The organism is Corynebacterium sp. HMSC064H12, from assembly GCF_001809925.1.
In the GTDB taxonomy this organism is placed as follows: Bacteria; Actinomycetota; Actinomycetes; order Mycobacteriales; family Mycobacteriaceae; genus Corynebacterium; species Corynebacterium jeikeium_D.
Window position 1 is genome coordinate 47943 of sequence record NZ_KV799335.1, and the last position, 15597, is coordinate 63539.

A 15597-nucleotide genomic window follows, 5' to 3' on the forward strand; every position below is an offset into this window, starting at 1 on the left:
ATGAGTCAACAGGTGTTTGAGTACCTATGCAGAGAGCATCTTTGGGTTGTTCAGGATGCCGTGGACTCAGGCGCAGGGGTCGGGTTGTTGATAGTCGCAACGCGCCATTCAATTACACAACCTTCGTGTTTTGTGTAGGCACGGTGGAAGGCTACGTCTCCTTCAATAGCTCGTGGCGCAGGGCGTCGTTAAGCGAAGTGAAGCGGAACCTGTGCCCCGCCTTTTGCAGCGCTGCTGCCTCTACTCTCTGATTCGCGAGAGCCAACTCCGCAGCACCGCGTTTGCCCAGCAGTACTGCAGGCCCCAGTGAAGGAATCGGAACCGCCGTCGGGCGGTGCAAGACCTCTCCCAATACCCTCGTGAACTCCGCATTATTCACTCCGGAAGCCAGTGGCACCACCGCATTGACAGGTCCGGCAAGTGCGGAATCTGCCAACGACCGGTGATAGATGTCCAACAGGTCGTCCAAAGCAATCCACGGGAACCACTGCTCGCCCGACCCCAATCTTCCTCCAAGTCCGGTGAACACCACGCCCGCTAGTAGCGGCAAGAGTCCGCCGCCACCAGCAAGCACGAGACCAGTACGGACGTTTACGACCCGCTTGCCTGCATCGCGAGCGGGATCCCATGCATTTTCCCAATCGCGCACGATAGCCGAGAGACTGTCCGCGGCGGCGCTGCCGTCGTAACGCTGCGCTTCCGCGCCAGGGCCAGCGTCCTCGGTGAGCACCTCTGGGCCACGATCCGCACCGTAGAACCCCACCGCCGACGCTCCAACCGCGACCTTCACGCTGTCAGTAGATGCAACGAGCTTTGCCAGAGCTCGCGTTGGTTCGACACGGGAATGGCGAACCTTTCGAAGATGCGCCTCCGTGAAGCGCCCCGCAATCGGTGCGCCGGCCAGATGGATGACCGCGTCGACTCCCTCCAGCAAGTCAGCTGCGGGTGCCGCAGTATCCCAATATCGCTTGTCCACACCCGTCTGTTCACGTGAGCGCACCAGCAAAATCACCTCATGTCCGGCCGTGGTCAGTAGCGCGCGCAGCTGCGTTCCGACGGTCCCCGTAGCTCCACTGATCGCCACTGTCAGCGGCTCCGGCACATGCCCCAAATACTCCGAAAGCCTATCGACGGCCGCAAGGTCGCCAGCAACCTTCGTAGCACGGTAGGCGAACATCGAATCCAACCCGGGTACCGGAACCTTGGTGTCAACGGTGTCCTCTAAAACCGTGCCAGCGCTGCCGTCGTCAAGCGGAGTATCGGAGAGAACGTGGGTGTGCTTCCACCCCGTGATGCGGCGAAAGGGCTCGCTGGTGACTTCGTCAATGAATCTCTGGCCGGGGAGGAAACCGGCCGGGTCGTGACGTGCAATCCATTTGAGGCCAGCCGGCATGGAGAATACGGTCGTGCCGTCGGCGAGGTTGGCGGATTCGGATTTCGGTGACATCGGGAGAAGCCCCGGTGTTAGGCGGGTGACAGCGCCTGGGCGGGAGAACCACTCGGCGACGCAACGGCGAGGAAATGCGATGGTGTGGCGATAGGTGGGAATAGTTAGTCACTCTCTGAAACTTGTCCGACGTTAAGGAAAAATAGTAGACCCCGAAGTCTTTCAGCGAAGTGAGACTACGGGGTCTTATGCGTAAGGTGCTCTCACACCTTCGAGTTCAGAAAGAACTAGTCACGATCAGTGTTGGCCATTGCCAGCACGTCGAGGCGCTTGTCCAGCTCTTCCTCGGTCAGCTTCTCGCCGTCGACGAAGCCCATGTCGATAACAGTCTGACGGATGGTCTTACCTTCCTTCAGAGCAGTCTTAGCGACCTTAGCTGCGTTCTCGTAGCCGATGGCGGAGTTCAGCGGGGTCACAATCGACGGGGAGGACTCAGCCAGAGTCTTCATACGCTCAACGTTCGGCTCGATGCCGTCCACCAGCTTCTCGGCGAAGACGCGTGCGGTGTTCGCCAGCAGCTTAGCGGACTCCAGCACGTTACGTGCCATGACCGGGATGAAGACGTTCAGCTCGAATGCGCCGTTAGCGCCAGCAAACTCAACAGCGGTGTCGTTGCCCAGAACCTGCGCTGCGACCTGGGTGGCAGTCTCGCACAGAACCGGGTTGACCTTACCCGGCATGATGGAGGAACCCGGCTGCAGATCCGGCAGGTGAATCTCAGCAAGGCCGGTCAGCGGGCCGGAGCCCATCCAGCGAATGTCGTTAGCGATCTTGTTCAGGGAGACTGCGACGGTGCGCATAGCGCCGGAGAATTCGACCAGGGCATCGCGGTTAGCCTGAGCCTCGAAGTGGTTCTGAGCCTCGCGCAGCTCCTTGATGCCGGTCAGTTCGACGAGCTCAGCGGTGACCTTGGCACCGAAGTCCGCCGGGGTGTTCAGGCCGGTGCCAACAGCGGTACCACCGATTGGCAGCTCGCCCAGACGCGGCAGGGTGGCCTCGATGCGCTCAATGCCAGCCTCAATCTGGCGGGCGTAACCGGAGAACTCCTGACCCAGGGTCACCGGGACAGCGTCCATCAGGTGAGTGCGGCCGGACTTAACAACGGTCTCCCATTCCTTGGCCTTCTTAGCCAGGGACTCCTGCAGAACCTTCAGTCCCGGGACGAGGTCCTTGACAGCTGCCTCGGTTGCTGCGACGTGAGTGGCAGTCGGGAAGGTGTCGTTGGAAGACTGACCCATGTTGACGTGGTCATTCGGGTGAACCTCAACGCCGTTGGCCTTTGCGATGGACGCAATGACTTCGTTGGTGTTCATGTTGGAAGAAGTGCCCGAACCGGTCTGGAAGACGTCAATCGGGAACTCAGCATCGTGCTTGCCTTCGGCAATTTCCTTGGCAGCGGCGACGATGGCATCTGCCTGCTCAGCAGACAGCAGGCCGCGCTCCTTGTTGACGATGGCGCAAGCTGCCTTCAGCAGACCCATAGCGCGAATCTGTGCAGACTCCAGCGGACGGCCGGAAATCGGGAAGTTCTCAACTGCACGCTGAGTCTGTGCGCGCCACAGGGCGTTAACCGGAACCTTAACCTCGCCCATGGTGTCGTGCTCGATGCGGAACTGCTGCTCTGTCATTCGTTGCCTCTTTCAGTTAGGGGAACTTGAGTGCGCGCAGAACGGCCCCTCATTGCGCATGCAATTTTCATGCGATGCAGAACCGTTAGCGCATTCATCTTCAAGTATGAATCAGTTTGTTAAAAAAGTGGTGCCCTGAGGGCACCACTAAAGGGGTAGTTACTTACAGATCGATGTCAGGCATCTCGCCCTTGCCGTAGTCGATGCTGGCGTACTTGCGCAGCTTCTCCAGGGAGTGGAAAGCCTCGATGCGGCGGATGGTGCCGGACTTGGAGCGCATAACCAGCGAGCGGGTCCACGCGCCGTTACCGCGGTAAGCGACACCGCGCAGCATGTCGCCGTTGGTGACACCAGTGGCAACGAAGTAGCAGTTGTCGGATGCGACCAGGTCATCGGTGGTCAGAACACGAGAAAGATCGTGCCCAGCGTCGAGAGCCTTCTTAATTTCAGCCTCATCGCGCGGGTGCAGTTTGCCCTGGATCTCGCCGCCCATACACTTCATGGCGCATGCGGTGATGACACCTTCTGGGGTGCCGCCGACGCCCATCATGATATCGACCGAGTTCGTGTTCTGAGCTGCGGCAACAGCGCCAGCAACGTCACCATCGCCAATCAGTCGAACCTTGGCGCCAGCTTCGCGGATGTCACGAATCATGTCAGCGTGGCGCGGGCGATCCAGCACGACAACAGTGACATCTTCCGGACGCAGCCCCTTGGCCTTAGCAACGACCTTGATGTTGTGCTCAACTGGAGCCTCGATGTCAATCTTGCCGGCAGCCTCCGGGCCAACAGCAATCTTATCCATGTAGAACACAGCCGACGGGTCGTACATGGAGCCGCGGTCTGCAGCAGCAAGAACAGCGATAGAGTTCGGGCGGCCCTCTGCCATCAGAGTCGTGCCGTCAATCGGGTCAACCGCGATGTCAACGGCCGGACCTTGGCCGTTGCCGACCTTTTCGCCGTTGAACAGCATCGGGGCTTCGTCCTTTTCGCCCTCGCCAATAACAACGACACCGTTCATAGCCACGGTGTTGATGAGCTGACGCATGGCATCGACGGCAGCGCCGTCGCCCTTTTCCTTCTGACCACGACCGACCCACTGACCAGCTGCCAGTGCAGCGGACTCAGTAACTCGGACGAGCTCCATCGCAAGGTTGCGATCTGGTGCTTCAGGATTCGAGGCGTTCATTGACTTCTGGCCCTTCCGTGGTTTTTTAGAACTCTTTTGAGGTTTGAGAATGTGCTGGGAGACGCCACGCCAGGAAACTGGGGTTTAGCGCTGCAACAATTTCTATTGATTGATGTTTGGCGCATCGGTTTTAGCGCCTTTGCATCTGTTACTAGTGTTCCACCTTTTTGGTGTTCGGGGGTGGACGCAGCGCCAAAGTGGGGGGAGTTTCAGGGCTAAACCCCCACATCACGCGGTTATCAAAAGTTTGTTCCGGCGTCAGTTCGCTTGACGACGTCGACAGCGTCCGTCATCAAGTATTGCTAGCTGCAGCTGTGCGGGTACGACTGATGACTAGGTTCGTTGCGGGGCCTTTGGCATACTTGAGCGCGTGGCGAATGAGAAACCTAGGATTTTGCAGGACAGTCGAGACATGATTCTCACCCTCGTGGTGATGTTTCTTGCGGTGGCTGTCACCATTGGCTTTACCGGCCTGTGCAGTTTTAACCCCGGGAAGCCGGAAAACGGTCCGGTGCACGAAGTCGATGCTGCCCCATTCGTGAACGTGGAGGCTCGGCGCGTGGACTATCCAGTTCGCCTGCCGAAGGTGCCTGAGGGCTGGACTTCAAACTCGACCCGCGCGGGTATGGCGGCGGGGAAGCAGACGACCATTATTGGCTATGTCACCGCTAGCGGAGCATTCATTCAGGTCACGCAAACAGATGCGGAAGCAGGTCAGCTGCCGGATGATGGTAAGAACCGTCTCCGGGACGGTACTACTGACGTGGAAGGTACAACCTGGACTAAGTATGAGCCGGCTGAGGACAACGTGCGTCGCGTATGGGTTGGGGACCTCGGTGACTCCCGCGCAATTATCGAGGGCACTGCCAACGACGAGGAGTTCACACAGTTGGCGGCGGCTATGCAGAAGGCCGAGCCAATCGATCCGGACGCGACAATGCCGGATTCGTCACAGCCGCAGCCGACTGCGTCCGAGATGCCGTCGGCACCAGCAAAGTAGGCCGAGTTGAGCACTCACCTGGAGTGGTAATCCCGACTAGAGCCATAAAATAGCTGAACTCAGCTATCAGCGAAGAGACGAGAAACGATATGAACCGACGATCGTTTCTCGTCTCTTTTTAGTCCTCATCGCCCACATTCTCGGCAGAAGCCGAGACATCCTGATTCTTGCTGGCCAAGGCGGCTTCAACCTTTGCCCGGGCGCCAGCCAAATGCTCCTCGCAGCGGCGGGCCAGCGCCTCGCCTCGCTCCCACAGCGCCAGGGATTCATCCAGGCTCATCTGTCCGAGTTCTAGGAGCTTGACGGTCTCGACCAGCGCATCTCGAGCCTGCTCGTAGCTCAGGTTCTCCACCGGTACCTGTTCCTCCGAAGAGGGAGCCTGACCCGCGCCGAAAACATTGTCATTCATTAGCGAATACGTCCTTCACATTTAGTAGTTAAAGCTTCAAGGTTGGAAAAGTCATTGCTTACTAATTCGCCGGCTTCGTAGCTAGCGTCGCTGCAGAGATGGAGCCGTCACTGACGCGAATTCGCAGTTGGGAACCCATCGGAGCATCTGCAATAGAGGTCACAATCTGTGGTTCCGGCTGAGTAGCCGATTGTGCCTGCACGATGGCATAGCCGCGAGCGAGTGTGGCAGAGGGGCCAAGTGCTGAAACCTTGCCGCGCAATCCCGATACCACTGCCTCCTCGCGTTCCAGACTGCGGTGGATGAGAAAACGCAGCCGATCCACTTGCGCCGTGACAAACTCTTCACGCACGCGGATGGGAGTGAGCGGATCGCGCAGTACCGGCCGCGACGTTAAATCCCTCAGAGTAGCTACTTCACGGTCAACCCATCGCCGCAGGGATGCCGAGGAGCGCTCACGAAGCTGTGCAATTAGGCGTCGTTCCTCAGCAGCATCGGGCACTGTTTTCTTTGCTGCATCCGTCGGTGTGGCAGCACGTAAATCAGCGACGTAATCCAACAGCGGAGTATCCGGCTCGTGCCCGATTGCAGAAACCATCGGTGTTGTCGCCTTACTCACCGCACGAATCAGAGCCTCATCTGAAAAAGGCAGCAAATCTTCGACACTGCCACCGCCACGGGCGACGATGATGACATCAACCTCCGGATCGGCGTCGAGCTGTGCAAGCGCCTCAATAATCTCCGGAACAGCCTTGGCGCCCTGCACAATTGTGTTGATTACCCGGAAATCCACTTCGGGCCAGCGGGCACCCGCGACCGAAAGCACATCGCGTTCAGCCGCCGAACCGCGACCAGTAATCAACCCGATCTTGTTGGGGAGGTAGGGCAGAGGGCGTTTCAGCCGTGGATCAAAAAGTCCTTCCGCCGCTAGCGCCTGGCGCAGCTGTTCCAGCCGCGCCAATAGTTGCCCCAACCCCACGGGCCTCCACTCCGTAGCCCACAGGGAAAACTGCCCCCGCCCGGCATAAAACGCAGGCTTGCCCAAAACCACTACGCGGTCGCCGTTGCGCAACGGATTATTGCGCAGAGCCGCCGTAGAACAAGTCACCGACACCGAAAACTCCGCGGAGGTGTCACGCAGAGTGATGTAAGAGAGCTTCCAGCTCGGCTTGGAGTTGACCTGGGCGATTTCCCCCTCTACCCAAATCTGTCCAAGGCGCTCAATGTAGTCCTTGACTAACTGGTTCAGGCGTCGAACCTGAACCGGTTTCTCGGCCGACGTTTCCAATTTCGACATACATCAACACTTACACGATGGTGCGGATCGCCCTGCTAATAAACGCACGTTGCCCACAGGCTAAATCTGCCTGTGGGCAACTGTGACGGTAAAAGTGCAAGCCCGAGCTACTTGCGGTAACGAGACCTGCTATCGCGCCCGGTTATGCGTTCCTGGCGAGGGCGCTGCTGTCGCGGTGGCCACTCCTCGGTGCGACGGTGGTTGCTCCCCGGGCGTGCGGGACTCTGTTGAGGCTTTTCGGACCGAGACTCCGGCGAAGACTGTTCTCCCCACATCCGTGCCGTTCCTGCCGCTTGACGACGGGGAAACTCCTGCGTTGGCCGCTGCGGTGCGTTTGGCCGTTCAATCGGACGACGAGGCTGCTGTCTAGTCGAGTTCGGCGAAGTGGAATCCTGAGTGAACTGCGCCTGGCCCGGATGCGGGCGAGACTGCCAACGGGATGTTGGCTGCTGGGCCCGCTGGGCGAAATTCGAGCGCTGCTGGGCGCGCTCCCCAGAGCGGTCAACTGGTCGCTCACGCAGTTGCTCGGCGTTGCGCGATGCCGAGCTGGCGCTCGCTGCCGGTCGGGCACCAGAACGAGAAGTCTCCTGCCGAGAGCGTGCAGCCTGCTGGCGCGCCTGGCGGCGAGCTTCGGCATCTCGGATAATGTCCGCAGCGGGACGTCGTGAAGCAGGGCGTTCCTGAGAGCGAGAAGCTACGCGGCGATCAGATTCGGCGAGACGACGGCGCACCTGAGAGCTGGATTCGACAGCGGCTTCGTCACGATGCTGGCGCTGTTTAGCGGCCTTGCGCTGGGTGTTGAGGGATTTCTCCTGGGTGCGGGTGATTTCGAGGTAACGCCATACTGCGATGATGACACAGATGATCATCAAGATCAGCAGCCACGGGAACTGCTGGATGATGGGATATGCCGAGGTCACCAGGCGAGCGCGTTTAGAGGTCGTCGCGGTCGCGCCACCATTTTCGGGATCGGCGAGAGAACCGGTAAACCACGCTGTGAAAAACGTGACAAGCGCGAACAAAATGGGGATTTGAGCGACGGTAACTACCAGGCCGCGAGGAACCACCAACAGTGTTCCGGCGACAGCAGCCACGGCAAAAGCAATGAAGTAGGGCTTGCCAAGCGAACCGTTGGGAACAGAAAAGAGCAAACCAAAAACTCCGGCCAGAAGCATCAGCAACGGCGGCACAAACATTGGCACGCGTGGAAGCAGGGGTTTGTTCCCACTGCCTTTACGGGTTATTGCTGATCTGTTCGACACGAATGCGTATCCTACCGGTTATTAGTGATAAAAACGGGCAAGCCCGGTATAAGAGCCTGCCCGTGTCTTGGAATCTCGCCCTACTTGTTTTTCTTAGAGAAAGGCCCGGAGACGACTTCAGTGACCTTGTGGAAGGCCTTGGTCATCGTTCCCTCTTCCTGCTTGGTCGGACCAGCATCGGGGGAAACCTTACCGGCGGTGCGAGCATCTGCCTTCACAGCGCTCTCCGCGGAGCTGTCGGAGTCATCACTGCCCAGACGGAACGAAGCCAGTCGGTCGCGCATCGCACGGCCGGCAGCTTCAATCTGAATGCCGGAGATTGATCCGGCGTCCGTGGCGAACTCGATATCCTTTGCAGTCTTGTCGCCCGTACGCAAATCAGTGAGGTCGCCGAGGTAGCGGAACCAGACCGCGACGACTGCAGTGACCGGCACCGCCAGGAAGGCGCCGATGATGCCGAAGATACCGCCACCGAGTAGGACAACCAGCAGGACGATTGCGGCGTGCAGGTCCATAGCCTTGGACTGCAGAATCGGCGAGAGGATGTTGCCCTCAATCTGCTGGACGGCAATGATGATGAGCAAGACAAAGATTGCTGTGGTCAGGCCGTTGGCAACAAGTGCGACAACCACCGCAATGAAGCCGGCGGTGAACGCGCCGACAATAGGAATGAAGCCAGCGAAGAAAGTCACCACGGCCAGGACCATTGCCAGCGGCACATTCAAAATCGCAAGACCGGCACCGATGAAGACCGCGTCGATAAGCGAAACGATAGCCTGCGTGCGGATGTAGCCCGACAGCGTGTTCCAGGAGCGGGTGAGTACCTCCGTGAGATGCCAGCCGAGGCGACGTCCGGTCAGGCGGCGGAGCCATGGCAGGAAGTCCTGGCCGTCCTTGATGAAGAAGAACGTCAGCACCAGCATTGCCATCAAGGTTACGGCGACCGAAGAGACCACCGAGATGCCTTGGAAGACTGTGTTGGCGATATCGCCGGAGCGCTCCTGGAGCCATTGGGAACCCTGGTCCAGAGCGTCGAGGATTTGTTCATCCTTGACGTTAAATGGCGGTGCCTGAATGATGTTCTGGACTTCTTGAATGCCGTCGGTGAACTGGCGACGCAATTCTGGGAACTGCGACTGCACAGTCGGTGCGAGGAACGCGACGACGCCGCCAAGCAGCGCCAGCGCGCCTAGGATGACCGTCAGTGCGGAGAGTGCGCGGGGCCAGCGGTGTTTCATCAGGAACACGGCGGGCGGAGCCAGCACCGTGGAGACAATCAGAGCCAGCAGAATCGGCAGAACGCCAGCCCAAATCTTTCCCAGAATCATAGCGCTGACATACAGCGCCGCTGCGGTGATGAGGAAACGCAGGCACCAACCTGCGAACCATCGGGCGCCCTCGCCAATGACGTCGGCGCGGTCGATGGACTCGGAGTCATTTTCGCTCATAAGCTCATCGAGGTTTTCAGCATCTTCCGGCAGATCCGGTTGCGTTGCCGCTGACTTATGGGCGTCGGAGGGGATAGACAGAGACTGTTCTATACGCAGAGGCTCCGATCCCATTACGTGATCGATAGCGTCTTTTTCGGACTGCGCAGTCCACTCTTCGCCTTCATTGGGTTTATTGCTCACGTATTCATTATGGGGGTTCGGAGGGGATAGGGGGCAACTTCACGAAGTTAGGGCGAGTTCAAATCTTTCTCCCCGAGCCCGTAAGATGAGCAATGTGAGTCTTACACTTGGAATCGTCGGTCTGCCCAATGTCGGAAAGTCAACCCTGTTTAACGCCTTGACACGCAACGATGTGCTGGCTGCGAATTATCCGTTCGCCACCATCGAGCCGAACGTCGGCGTTGTGGAGCTTCCCGATCCCCGTTTGAATAAGCTCGCCGAAATTTACGGCTCCGAGCGTATTCTTCCGGCTACGGTGTCGTTTGTGGACATCGCCGGCATCGTCAAGGGTGCATCGGAGGGCGAAGGTCTAGGTAACAAGTTCCTCGCCAACATCCGCGAGGCTGACGCTATCTGTCAGGTCGTCCGTGTCTTCAATGATGATGATGTCGTGCATGTCGACGGCAAGGTTGACCCGGCCTCTGACATCGGTGTGATTGAAACCGAGCTCATCCTGGCTGATATCCAGACTATTGAGAAGGCGCTGCCGCGTCTGGAAAAGGAAGCCAAGAAGGATAAGGAAAAGGTCGGTGAGGTTGAAGCCGTCAAGCAGGCTCTGGCCGTGCTGGAAGAGGGGCGCACTCTCTTCGCTGCTTCCGATGATGTGAAGCTCTCCGCTCTGCGCGAGCTGCACTTGCTCACCGCAAAGCCGTTCCTCTACGTCTTCAATGCTGACGAGGAAGTGCTTGCCGACGAGGACCGCCGCGCGGATCTAGCCGCTGCTGTGGAACCGGCAGACTGTGTGTTCCTCGACGCCAAGGCTGAGTCGGACCTTCTGGAGCTGGATGAGGAATCCCGCAATGAGCTCCTGGCTGAAATTGGCCAGACCGAGCCGGGTCTGCATTCGCTTGCTCGCGCTGGTTTCCGCACTCTTGGTCTGCAGACTTACCTGACCGCTGGCCCGAAGGAGTCTCGCGCCTGGACCATTCCGAAGGGTGCTACGGCCCCGCAGGCTGCCGGCGTGATTCACACTGACTTTGAGCGTGGCTTCATTAAGGCTGAAATTGTGTCCTTCAGTGATCTGGTCGAGGCCGGTTCGATTGCCGAGGCAAAGGCTAAGGGGAAGGTCCGCCAGGAGGGCAAGGACTACATCATGCACGACGGCGACGTGGTTGAATTTAAGTTCAATGTGTAGCTAGGCCTTATTAATAGCGTTTGACAACACGCGCTCCTATTTGCCGTCGTATCTCACGAGACGCTGACGTGGATGGCCGCACCATCGACCTGCAGCCTCAGGACTGTGAAGTCATTGCAAAGCAGCGTGGCTTGCACGTTGGACATAGGACATAACGACGTCGATCAGTCCATTTCCGCGTCAAAGAAGAATGTGGCTCGCCCCAACTACGACGCCATGGTGGCATCCCTCGAACGCGGCGAAATCGACGCGATCATCTGCTGGGACCTCGCTGGACAGTCCGATCGGTCGGACAGAATTACTCCCGCACCCCAGCGTAATCAGGGGTGCACCTTAAAAACATTCGGAGGTGGGGGTAACTCCCCCTCGTTGCCCAGAGACAAAATACGCCAGTGGCGTCTGTATGACGCCCCGAAGGTAGGACAAATTCCAATCCAGAGAGGTCTTGCACTGTTGCGGTGCGGTTGTCTTCTTTCTCACCGTATTGCACCCTGCGAAATTAATTGGATACGATAGAACCATGTTGATTTCAGGTTCCGTTTTCATGCGGCCGCTCACCAACCGCTAAGGCGGTTTTCTCCCTCCCGCGGGTCAAAAACCGCTCCGGTCCTTTAGCCGGGCGGCCATTTGCCATGCCCGGCTCCGTTTCAACTCCACGGAGCACACCTGATGTCTACATACGGATACGGCCGTCACGAACATGGCCAAAATTTTCTCACAGACCAAAAGATCATCAACACCATCGTCGATCTTGTAAAACAAACCACCGGCCCCATCATCGAGATCGGGCCGGGAAGCGGTGCCCTCACTCACCCGATATCCCGCTTGGGGAGGGCAATAACGGCAGTTGAGGTAGACGCAAAACTAGCTGCCAAACTCACAAAAAAGACCGCCTCGGCGTCGGTCGAAGTGGTCCATGATGATTTCCTTAACTTCCCGTTACCCGCCACTCCCTGCGTCATTGTGGGAAACATTCCCTTTCACCTCACCACTGCCATTCTTCGAAAGTTGTTGCATGCGCCGGCATGGACTGACGCTGTACTCCTCATGCAGTGGGAAGTCGCTCGCCGCCGGGCCGGGGTAGGCGCAAGCACGATGATGACGGCTCAGTGGTCCCCATGGTTCACGTTTCACCTTGGTTCCCGAGTACCAAGGTCTGCTTTCCGTCCACAGCCTAACGTTGACGGGGGGATCTTAGTGATCCGCCGGGTGGGTGACCCGAAGATCCCGATAGAGCAACGCAAAGCCTTTCAGGCTATGGTGCACACCGTTTTCACCGCCCGGGGACGCGGGATAGGGGAAATTCTCCGAAGGGCAGGGTTGTTTTCATCACGTTCAGATACACAATCATGGTTGCGCTCGCGAGGAATCGACCCCGCAACCCTACCCCCCAGATTGCGCACCAGCGACTGGATCGATCTCTTTCAGGTGACTGGTTCCTCTCCATCGCACCATCGGCCAATTTCACAATCGGGAAGTAGTCAACGCCCTCCTCAACGCAAAAAACGAGGCCGGCGGCGTTAATCTCCCCGCCACCCAAACCGAAATCCACCAGTAGTAGTGGACGACCAGTGCTGGTCTACCGTGAGCCGGGTTATGACAGTGACGTGTTCTCGTCGGGCACAGTCATAGTTCCCGGCGTTGCCGGCGACAGGGTTCTATACCCAGCAGCGGGGCCGATCAAAATTACCCGCACGGGGAACGACCCTGCTGGTGGTTTCGATTTTGATGGAAGCGAGGAGATTAGCCCCTCGACAACTCCCCGTAGCTGGCGAACAGTAGCTCCTGGCGCTGGCGCTCGTTGGTGAGTTTGCGTGCCACACCGAAAGCTTTATTTACTTCTCGGTCCATTTCGTCGTGAGCCTTGAGCAGAGTTTGGTCCATCGCTAACGGGTTGTAGTGCTCCGCGAGTGACCCCTCGGGGTGCCGCTCGCGGGCCCGCAGTACCAACTGTCCAGCGTCGATGATTCGCTGCTGCGCTTTCTCATCTAGTTCACACGGAGCTGGTCCGAAGGAGTAGCTCCCGGTGTACTCCGAAGAACGGAAAAATGAATAGTGGGGATACATCGACTTCCATTTTCCATTCTCCCGGCTCAGAGTATTGAGGGGGCTGGGACCGGGTCCGTAAACCCTTTATGTTTTCCACGCACAGCGGTTTATAGCGACGATCCCTATAGGTTTTCCGCAGAACCTATATGTATTTCTGTGCACCCCCATGTTGTCCGTTTTAGCGGTATTTCGTTGCTACTTCCGCACTTGCGAATAAAATGGTTATTTATCGCCGACACTCCGTGGAGTTCAAATTTAACGTGTAGCGTTATTGACGCTTCGCGTTATGGGGGATAGGGTGAAGCATGATCCAGTCGTTCGCTGACAAGGACACTGAGCGTTTGTGGAATCGAGAGCGAGTTCGCTCGATCGATTCCCGCATTCACTTAGTAGCGCTGCGCAAGCTTCGCCAGCTTGGGTACACGCAGACTCTTGATGAGTTACGGATTCCCCCGGGAAACCGGCTCGAGGCGTTGAAAGGTGATCGGCGGGGTCAGTTCAGCATTCGAATCAACGACCAGTGGCGGATCTGTTTTCGTTGGTCCGCCGCGGGGCCAGAGGAGGTTGAGATCGTTGACTACCACTGACAAGCTCCCTCCGGTTCACCCCGGTGAGATTCTCATGGAGGACTTTCTCAAGGAAATGGGGATCACCCAGCACAAGCTCGCAGTCTCCATCGGCGTTCCGCCCCGCCGGATCAACGAAATTGTTCACGGTAAGCGGGCTGTAACCGCGGACACTGCTCTTCGCTTGGCTAAGTTCTTCGGAATGAGCCCCCAGTTCTGGCTCGGGTTACAGACTCAATATGACTTGGACGTTGCGGAAGACAAGATCCTCTCGGAAATCGAGCGGATTCAACCGGTCCAAGCTGTCTCAGCGTAGCGGTTACCCGAACCAGGTCCGTCAGCGTGAGGATATGCATGCGGATGGTTCGAACTAGGGAATTTGGGGCCGCCGTCGCGTGGACTTGAGTTCCGAGCGCCGCTTTTTCGCTTCGAGACGGCGTCGCACCGAGCTCCGCGTCGGCTTGGTCCTGCGCCGCGGGGGAGGAGGCGGAGCGAGCGCCTCGCGCAAGAGGGCGGCCATGCGTTCGCGTGCCTCGGCGCGGTTGCGTACCTGCAATCGCTGGGTCGATGCGGTAACGGTAAGGACGGTGCCGTCTAGGCGGTGCTCGTGGTTGTGGAGGACGCGGCGACGCTGGGCGTCGGAAAGCGATGAGCACGTAGCGATATCGACGGAAAGCTGCACTTTGCTGTCCGTAGTATTGACGCCTTGGCCGCCTGGTCCCGACGACTTCGCGAACCGCTCCGTCAGGTCGGCGGCGACGATGACCAGACCCCCGGGGATCCCTGGGCCAGGCGCGATGGTCAGGTCGTTCATACCGCCCAGCTTAGTTAGAGTTGTTTCCGGATCAGACCCGCCGTGCGAGATCAGGGTAGTGTACGACCACGCCGTCACCGTCGACCTCCAACTCGACGTCGACTCCCCGTGTTCCGCTTTTGTATCGGACAGTTTCAGCATCGACGGAGCTGTAGTACTGGTCTGATGCGATCACCTGGAGGGACGGTATATCAATCCAAGCCATGATCAGCTGCGTTTTCGGGACCTGAGTCTCAAGCAGCGTCAAGCGACGAATAGGCATTGTGTTGGTGAGAGGGCACAGACCGAGATCGCAATCGAGTGCGGCTTTCAGGTCGGCTGACTGGACGATACCGGGGGAGGGCAGATCTTCAGGCTGGGCGCCCTCTTCATTGGTTTCCGCCGACCACACGCCTTGCTCGGACCTAAACAGCTCGAGGCTTCGCCCCCATCCGTCGCCTTCAACGTTCACCGACACACGTTCGGTCACCCAGTTCTCCGCGGCGCGCAGCTCCCACGTGGCCTTGTATCCATCGCCGTATTGCACTCCGGAAGCGGTCAAACCGGCTCCTAAAAAATGAACTGCGGCCTCGTTCCGGATGAGGGGAGTCTTGACATGCTCCCACTTATACGTGCGCTCCATGGTGAGGATTTTACCACGCTTGATGGTGCGAAAAGGCAGGTAGCTTTCGACTGAAACTCGGTCGAGTTCAAATTCAACGTTTAACGCGGGCAGCCGCCGCCGGATTCTCGGTGGCGATTCCGGCCCGAACCTCGGGGACATTCTCGCGCTTCCTCATCTACGTGAGCTCCGCGATTCCGGCCAGCTCACCGCTGCCCCCATCTTCGATAGTTTGAGCGAGCTCGACCACGACCATCTGATCTGGTGCACTGGTTTCCGTCCGGCCCTCGGCCCATTCCGCCACCTCATGCGCGACCGCGAAACCGCGGTGAAGAATCTCCATCTAGTTGGTTACGGCAACTGGACCGGCGACGGTTCGGCAACCCTGATAGGTGTCGGGTCCTTTTGCTAAATACGCTGCCTAGGTAGTCGCGGGTCGTGTCGATGAAGCGCGGCATCAAAAGTTTTGAGACGACGCTTGGTCCCTGAGCAGCTCGATCCTTCAAAGATCCGCGCTGGAGAGCCAGCGC

Annotated in this window: 17 protein-coding genes; 6 read left to right on the plus strand and 11 right to left on the minus strand. The window is 58.4% G+C overall.

The genetic code is table 11. The features are described 5' to 3' along the window. Positions 1 to 151: 151 nt before the first annotated feature. From HMPREF2681_RS03545 to glpX, 3 genes are all read right to left on the minus strand, one after another. On the minus strand, positions 152 to 1447 hold the full coding sequence (locus tag HMPREF2681_RS03545; RefSeq protein ID WP_240593391.1) for a TIGR01777 family oxidoreductase: 1296 nt from the start codon (positions 1445 to 1447) through the stop codon (positions 152 to 154). Positions 1448 to 1674: 227 nt separating this feature from the next. After that, the gene (locus HMPREF2681_RS03550; protein WP_016423173.1) at positions 1675 to 3075 is read right to left on the minus strand and encodes a class II fumarate hydratase; all 1401 of its coding nucleotides are present in this window, start codon (positions 3073 to 3075) and stop codon (positions 1675 to 1677) included. 163 nt (positions 3076 to 3238) lie between these two features. Continuing rightward, on the minus strand, positions 3239 to 4264 hold the full coding sequence (gene glpX, locus HMPREF2681_RS03555) for a class II fructose-bisphosphatase (protein WP_005510610.1): 1026 nt from the start codon (positions 4262 to 4264) through the stop codon (positions 3239 to 3241). A gap of 370 nt (positions 4265 to 4634) precedes the next feature. On the opposite strand from glpX, the gene HMPREF2681_RS03560 reads away from it, so the two are divergent. Further along, a complete protein-coding gene (locus HMPREF2681_RS03560) occupies positions 4635 to 5264 on the plus strand; it encodes a DUF4245 domain-containing protein (protein ID WP_005510716.1) in 630 nt (209 codons plus the stop codon). A 118-nt stretch (positions 5265 to 5382) separates the two neighbouring features. Here HMPREF2681_RS03560 and HMPREF2681_RS03565 read toward each other — a convergent pair whose 3' ends face one another. From HMPREF2681_RS03565 to HMPREF2681_RS03580, 4 genes are all read right to left on the minus strand, one after another. Beyond that, positions 5383 to 5673: an exodeoxyribonuclease VII small subunit gene (locus HMPREF2681_RS03565; RefSeq protein WP_005510689.1), complete on the minus strand. Its 291-nt coding sequence runs from the start codon at positions 5671 to 5673 to the stop codon at positions 5383 to 5385. A gap of 61 nt (positions 5674 to 5734) precedes the next feature. Then, the gene (xseA, locus tag HMPREF2681_RS03570; protein WP_005510622.1) at positions 5735 to 6970 is read right to left on the minus strand and encodes an exodeoxyribonuclease VII large subunit; all 1236 of its coding nucleotides are present in this window, start codon (positions 6968 to 6970) and stop codon (positions 5735 to 5737) included. A gap of 107 nt (positions 6971 to 7077) precedes the next feature. Next, positions 7078 to 8166, minus strand: a complete 1089-nt coding sequence (locus HMPREF2681_RS03575; RefSeq protein ID WP_042388835.1) for a DUF6542 domain-containing protein — start codon at positions 8164 to 8166, stop codon at positions 7078 to 7080. Between the two features lie 146 nt (positions 8167 to 8312). Beyond that, positions 8313 to 9863 (minus strand): AI-2E family transporter, encoded by a 1551-nt coding sequence (locus HMPREF2681_RS03580; RefSeq protein ID WP_069359260.1) that lies wholly within the window; start codon positions 9861 to 9863, stop codon positions 8313 to 8315. A 94-nt stretch (positions 9864 to 9957) separates the two neighbouring features. Here HMPREF2681_RS03580 and ychF point away from each other — a divergent pair, with 94 nt between their 5' ends. From ychF to erm, 3 genes are all read left to right on the plus strand, one after another. Further along, a complete protein-coding gene (ychF, locus tag HMPREF2681_RS03585) occupies positions 9958 to 11037 on the plus strand; it encodes a redox-regulated ATPase YchF (RefSeq protein ID WP_049189393.1) in 1080 nt (359 codons plus the stop codon). A 72-nt stretch (positions 11038 to 11109) separates the two neighbouring features. After that, positions 11110 to 11553: a recombinase family protein gene (locus tag HMPREF2681_RS11220; RefSeq protein ID WP_223845690.1), complete on the plus strand. Its 444-nt coding sequence runs from the start codon at positions 11110 to 11112 to the stop codon at positions 11551 to 11553. Between the two features lie 153 nt (positions 11554 to 11706). After that, entirely contained in the window at positions 11707 to 12561 is an 855-nt protein-coding gene (gene erm / locus HMPREF2681_RS03590) for a 23S ribosomal RNA methyltransferase Erm (protein ID WP_070429178.1), read from the plus strand. 219 nt (positions 12562 to 12780) lie between these two features. On the opposite strand, the gene HMPREF2681_RS11180 is transcribed toward erm, so the two are convergent. Further along, entirely contained in the window at positions 12781 to 13104 is a 324-nt protein-coding gene (locus tag HMPREF2681_RS11180) for a type IIL restriction-modification enzyme MmeI (RefSeq protein ID WP_049189366.1), read from the minus strand. 287 nt (positions 13105 to 13391) lie between these two features. Here HMPREF2681_RS11180 and HMPREF2681_RS03600 point away from each other — a divergent pair, with 287 nt between their 5' ends. Together HMPREF2681_RS03600 and HMPREF2681_RS03605 are read left to right on the plus strand one after the other, a co-directional pair. Continuing rightward, positions 13392 to 13673 (plus strand): type II toxin-antitoxin system RelE/ParE family toxin, encoded by a 282-nt coding sequence (locus HMPREF2681_RS03600; RefSeq protein ID WP_070546080.1) that lies wholly within the window; start codon positions 13392 to 13394, stop codon positions 13671 to 13673. Positions 13674 to 13707: 34 nt separating this feature from the next. Beyond that, positions 13708 to 13968 carry a HigA family addiction module antitoxin gene (locus HMPREF2681_RS03605; RefSeq protein ID WP_049189394.1) on the plus strand — a complete coding sequence of 87 codons (261 nt, stop codon included), beginning with the start codon at positions 13708 to 13710 and terminating at the stop codon, positions 13966 to 13968. Positions 13969 to 14022: 54 nt separating this feature from the next. Here HMPREF2681_RS03605 and arfB read toward each other — a convergent pair whose 3' ends face one another. The 3 genes from arfB to HMPREF2681_RS11110 form a co-directional block, all read right to left on the minus strand. Then, complete coding sequence (gene arfB, locus HMPREF2681_RS03610) at positions 14023 to 14466, minus strand: alternative ribosome rescue aminoacyl-tRNA hydrolase ArfB (RefSeq protein WP_010187974.1); 444 nt, start codon at positions 14464 to 14466, stop codon at positions 14023 to 14025. 31 nt (positions 14467 to 14497) lie between these two features. Beyond that, entirely contained in the window at positions 14498 to 15088 is a 591-nt protein-coding gene (locus HMPREF2681_RS03615; protein ID WP_180950653.1) for a putative glycolipid-binding domain-containing protein, read from the minus strand. Between the two features lie 157 nt (positions 15089 to 15245). Then, positions 15246 to 15410, minus strand: a complete 165-nt coding sequence (locus HMPREF2681_RS11110) for a hypothetical protein (RefSeq protein ID WP_160310014.1) — start codon at positions 15408 to 15410, stop codon at positions 15246 to 15248. Positions 15411 to 15597 lie beyond the last annotated feature (187 nt).

Excerpts from the sequence above, each read along its gene's own strand:
- HMPREF2681_RS03545 (WP_240593391.1), bottom strand. The coding sequence starts at position 1,447 with ATGTCACCGAAATCCGAATCCGCCAACCTCGCCGACGGCACGACCGTA.
- HMPREF2681_RS03550 (WP_016423173.1), bottom strand. The coding sequence starts at position 3,075 with ATGACAGAGCAGCAGTTCCGCATCGAGCACGACACCATGGGCGAGGTT.
- glpX (WP_005510610.1), bottom strand. The coding sequence starts at position 4,264 with ATGAACGCCTCGAATCCTGAAGCACCAGATCGCAACCTTGCGATGGAG.
- HMPREF2681_RS03565 (WP_005510689.1), bottom strand. The coding sequence starts at position 5,673 with ATGAATGACAATGTTTTCGGCGCGGGTCAGGCTCCCTCTTCGGAGGAA.
- xseA (WP_005510622.1), bottom strand. The coding sequence starts at position 6,970 with ATGTCGAAATTGGAAACGTCGGCCGAGAAACCGGTTCAGGTTCGACGC.
- HMPREF2681_RS03575 (WP_042388835.1), bottom strand. The coding sequence starts at position 8,166 with ATGTTTGTGCCGCCGTTGCTGATGCTTCTGGCCGGAGTTTTTGGTTTG.
- HMPREF2681_RS11220 (WP_223845690.1), top strand. The coding sequence starts at position 11,110 with ATGGCCGCACCATCGACCTGCAGCCTCAGGACTGTGAAGTCATTGCAA.
- erm (WP_070429178.1), top strand. The coding sequence starts at position 11,707 with ATGTCTACATACGGATACGGCCGTCACGAACATGGCCAAAATTTTCTC.
- HMPREF2681_RS11180 (WP_049189366.1), bottom strand. The coding sequence starts at position 13,104 with ATGTATCCCCACTATTCATTTTTCCGTTCTTCGGAGTACACCGGGAGC.
- HMPREF2681_RS03600 (WP_070546080.1), top strand. The coding sequence starts at position 13,392 with ATGATCCAGTCGTTCGCTGACAAGGACACTGAGCGTTTGTGGAATCGA.
- HMPREF2681_RS03605 (WP_049189394.1), top strand. The coding sequence starts at position 13,708 with ATGGAGGACTTTCTCAAGGAAATGGGGATCACCCAGCACAAGCTCGCA.
- arfB (WP_010187974.1), bottom strand. The coding sequence starts at position 14,466 with ATGAACGACCTGACCATCGCGCCTGGCCCAGGGATCCCCGGGGGTCTG.
- HMPREF2681_RS03615 (WP_180950653.1), bottom strand. The coding sequence starts at position 15,088 with ATGGAGCGCACGTATAAGTGGGAGCATGTCAAGACTCCCCTCATCCGG.
- HMPREF2681_RS11110 (WP_160310014.1), bottom strand. The coding sequence starts at position 15,410 with ATGGAGATTCTTCACCGCGGTTTCGCGGTCGCGCATGAGGTGGCGGAA.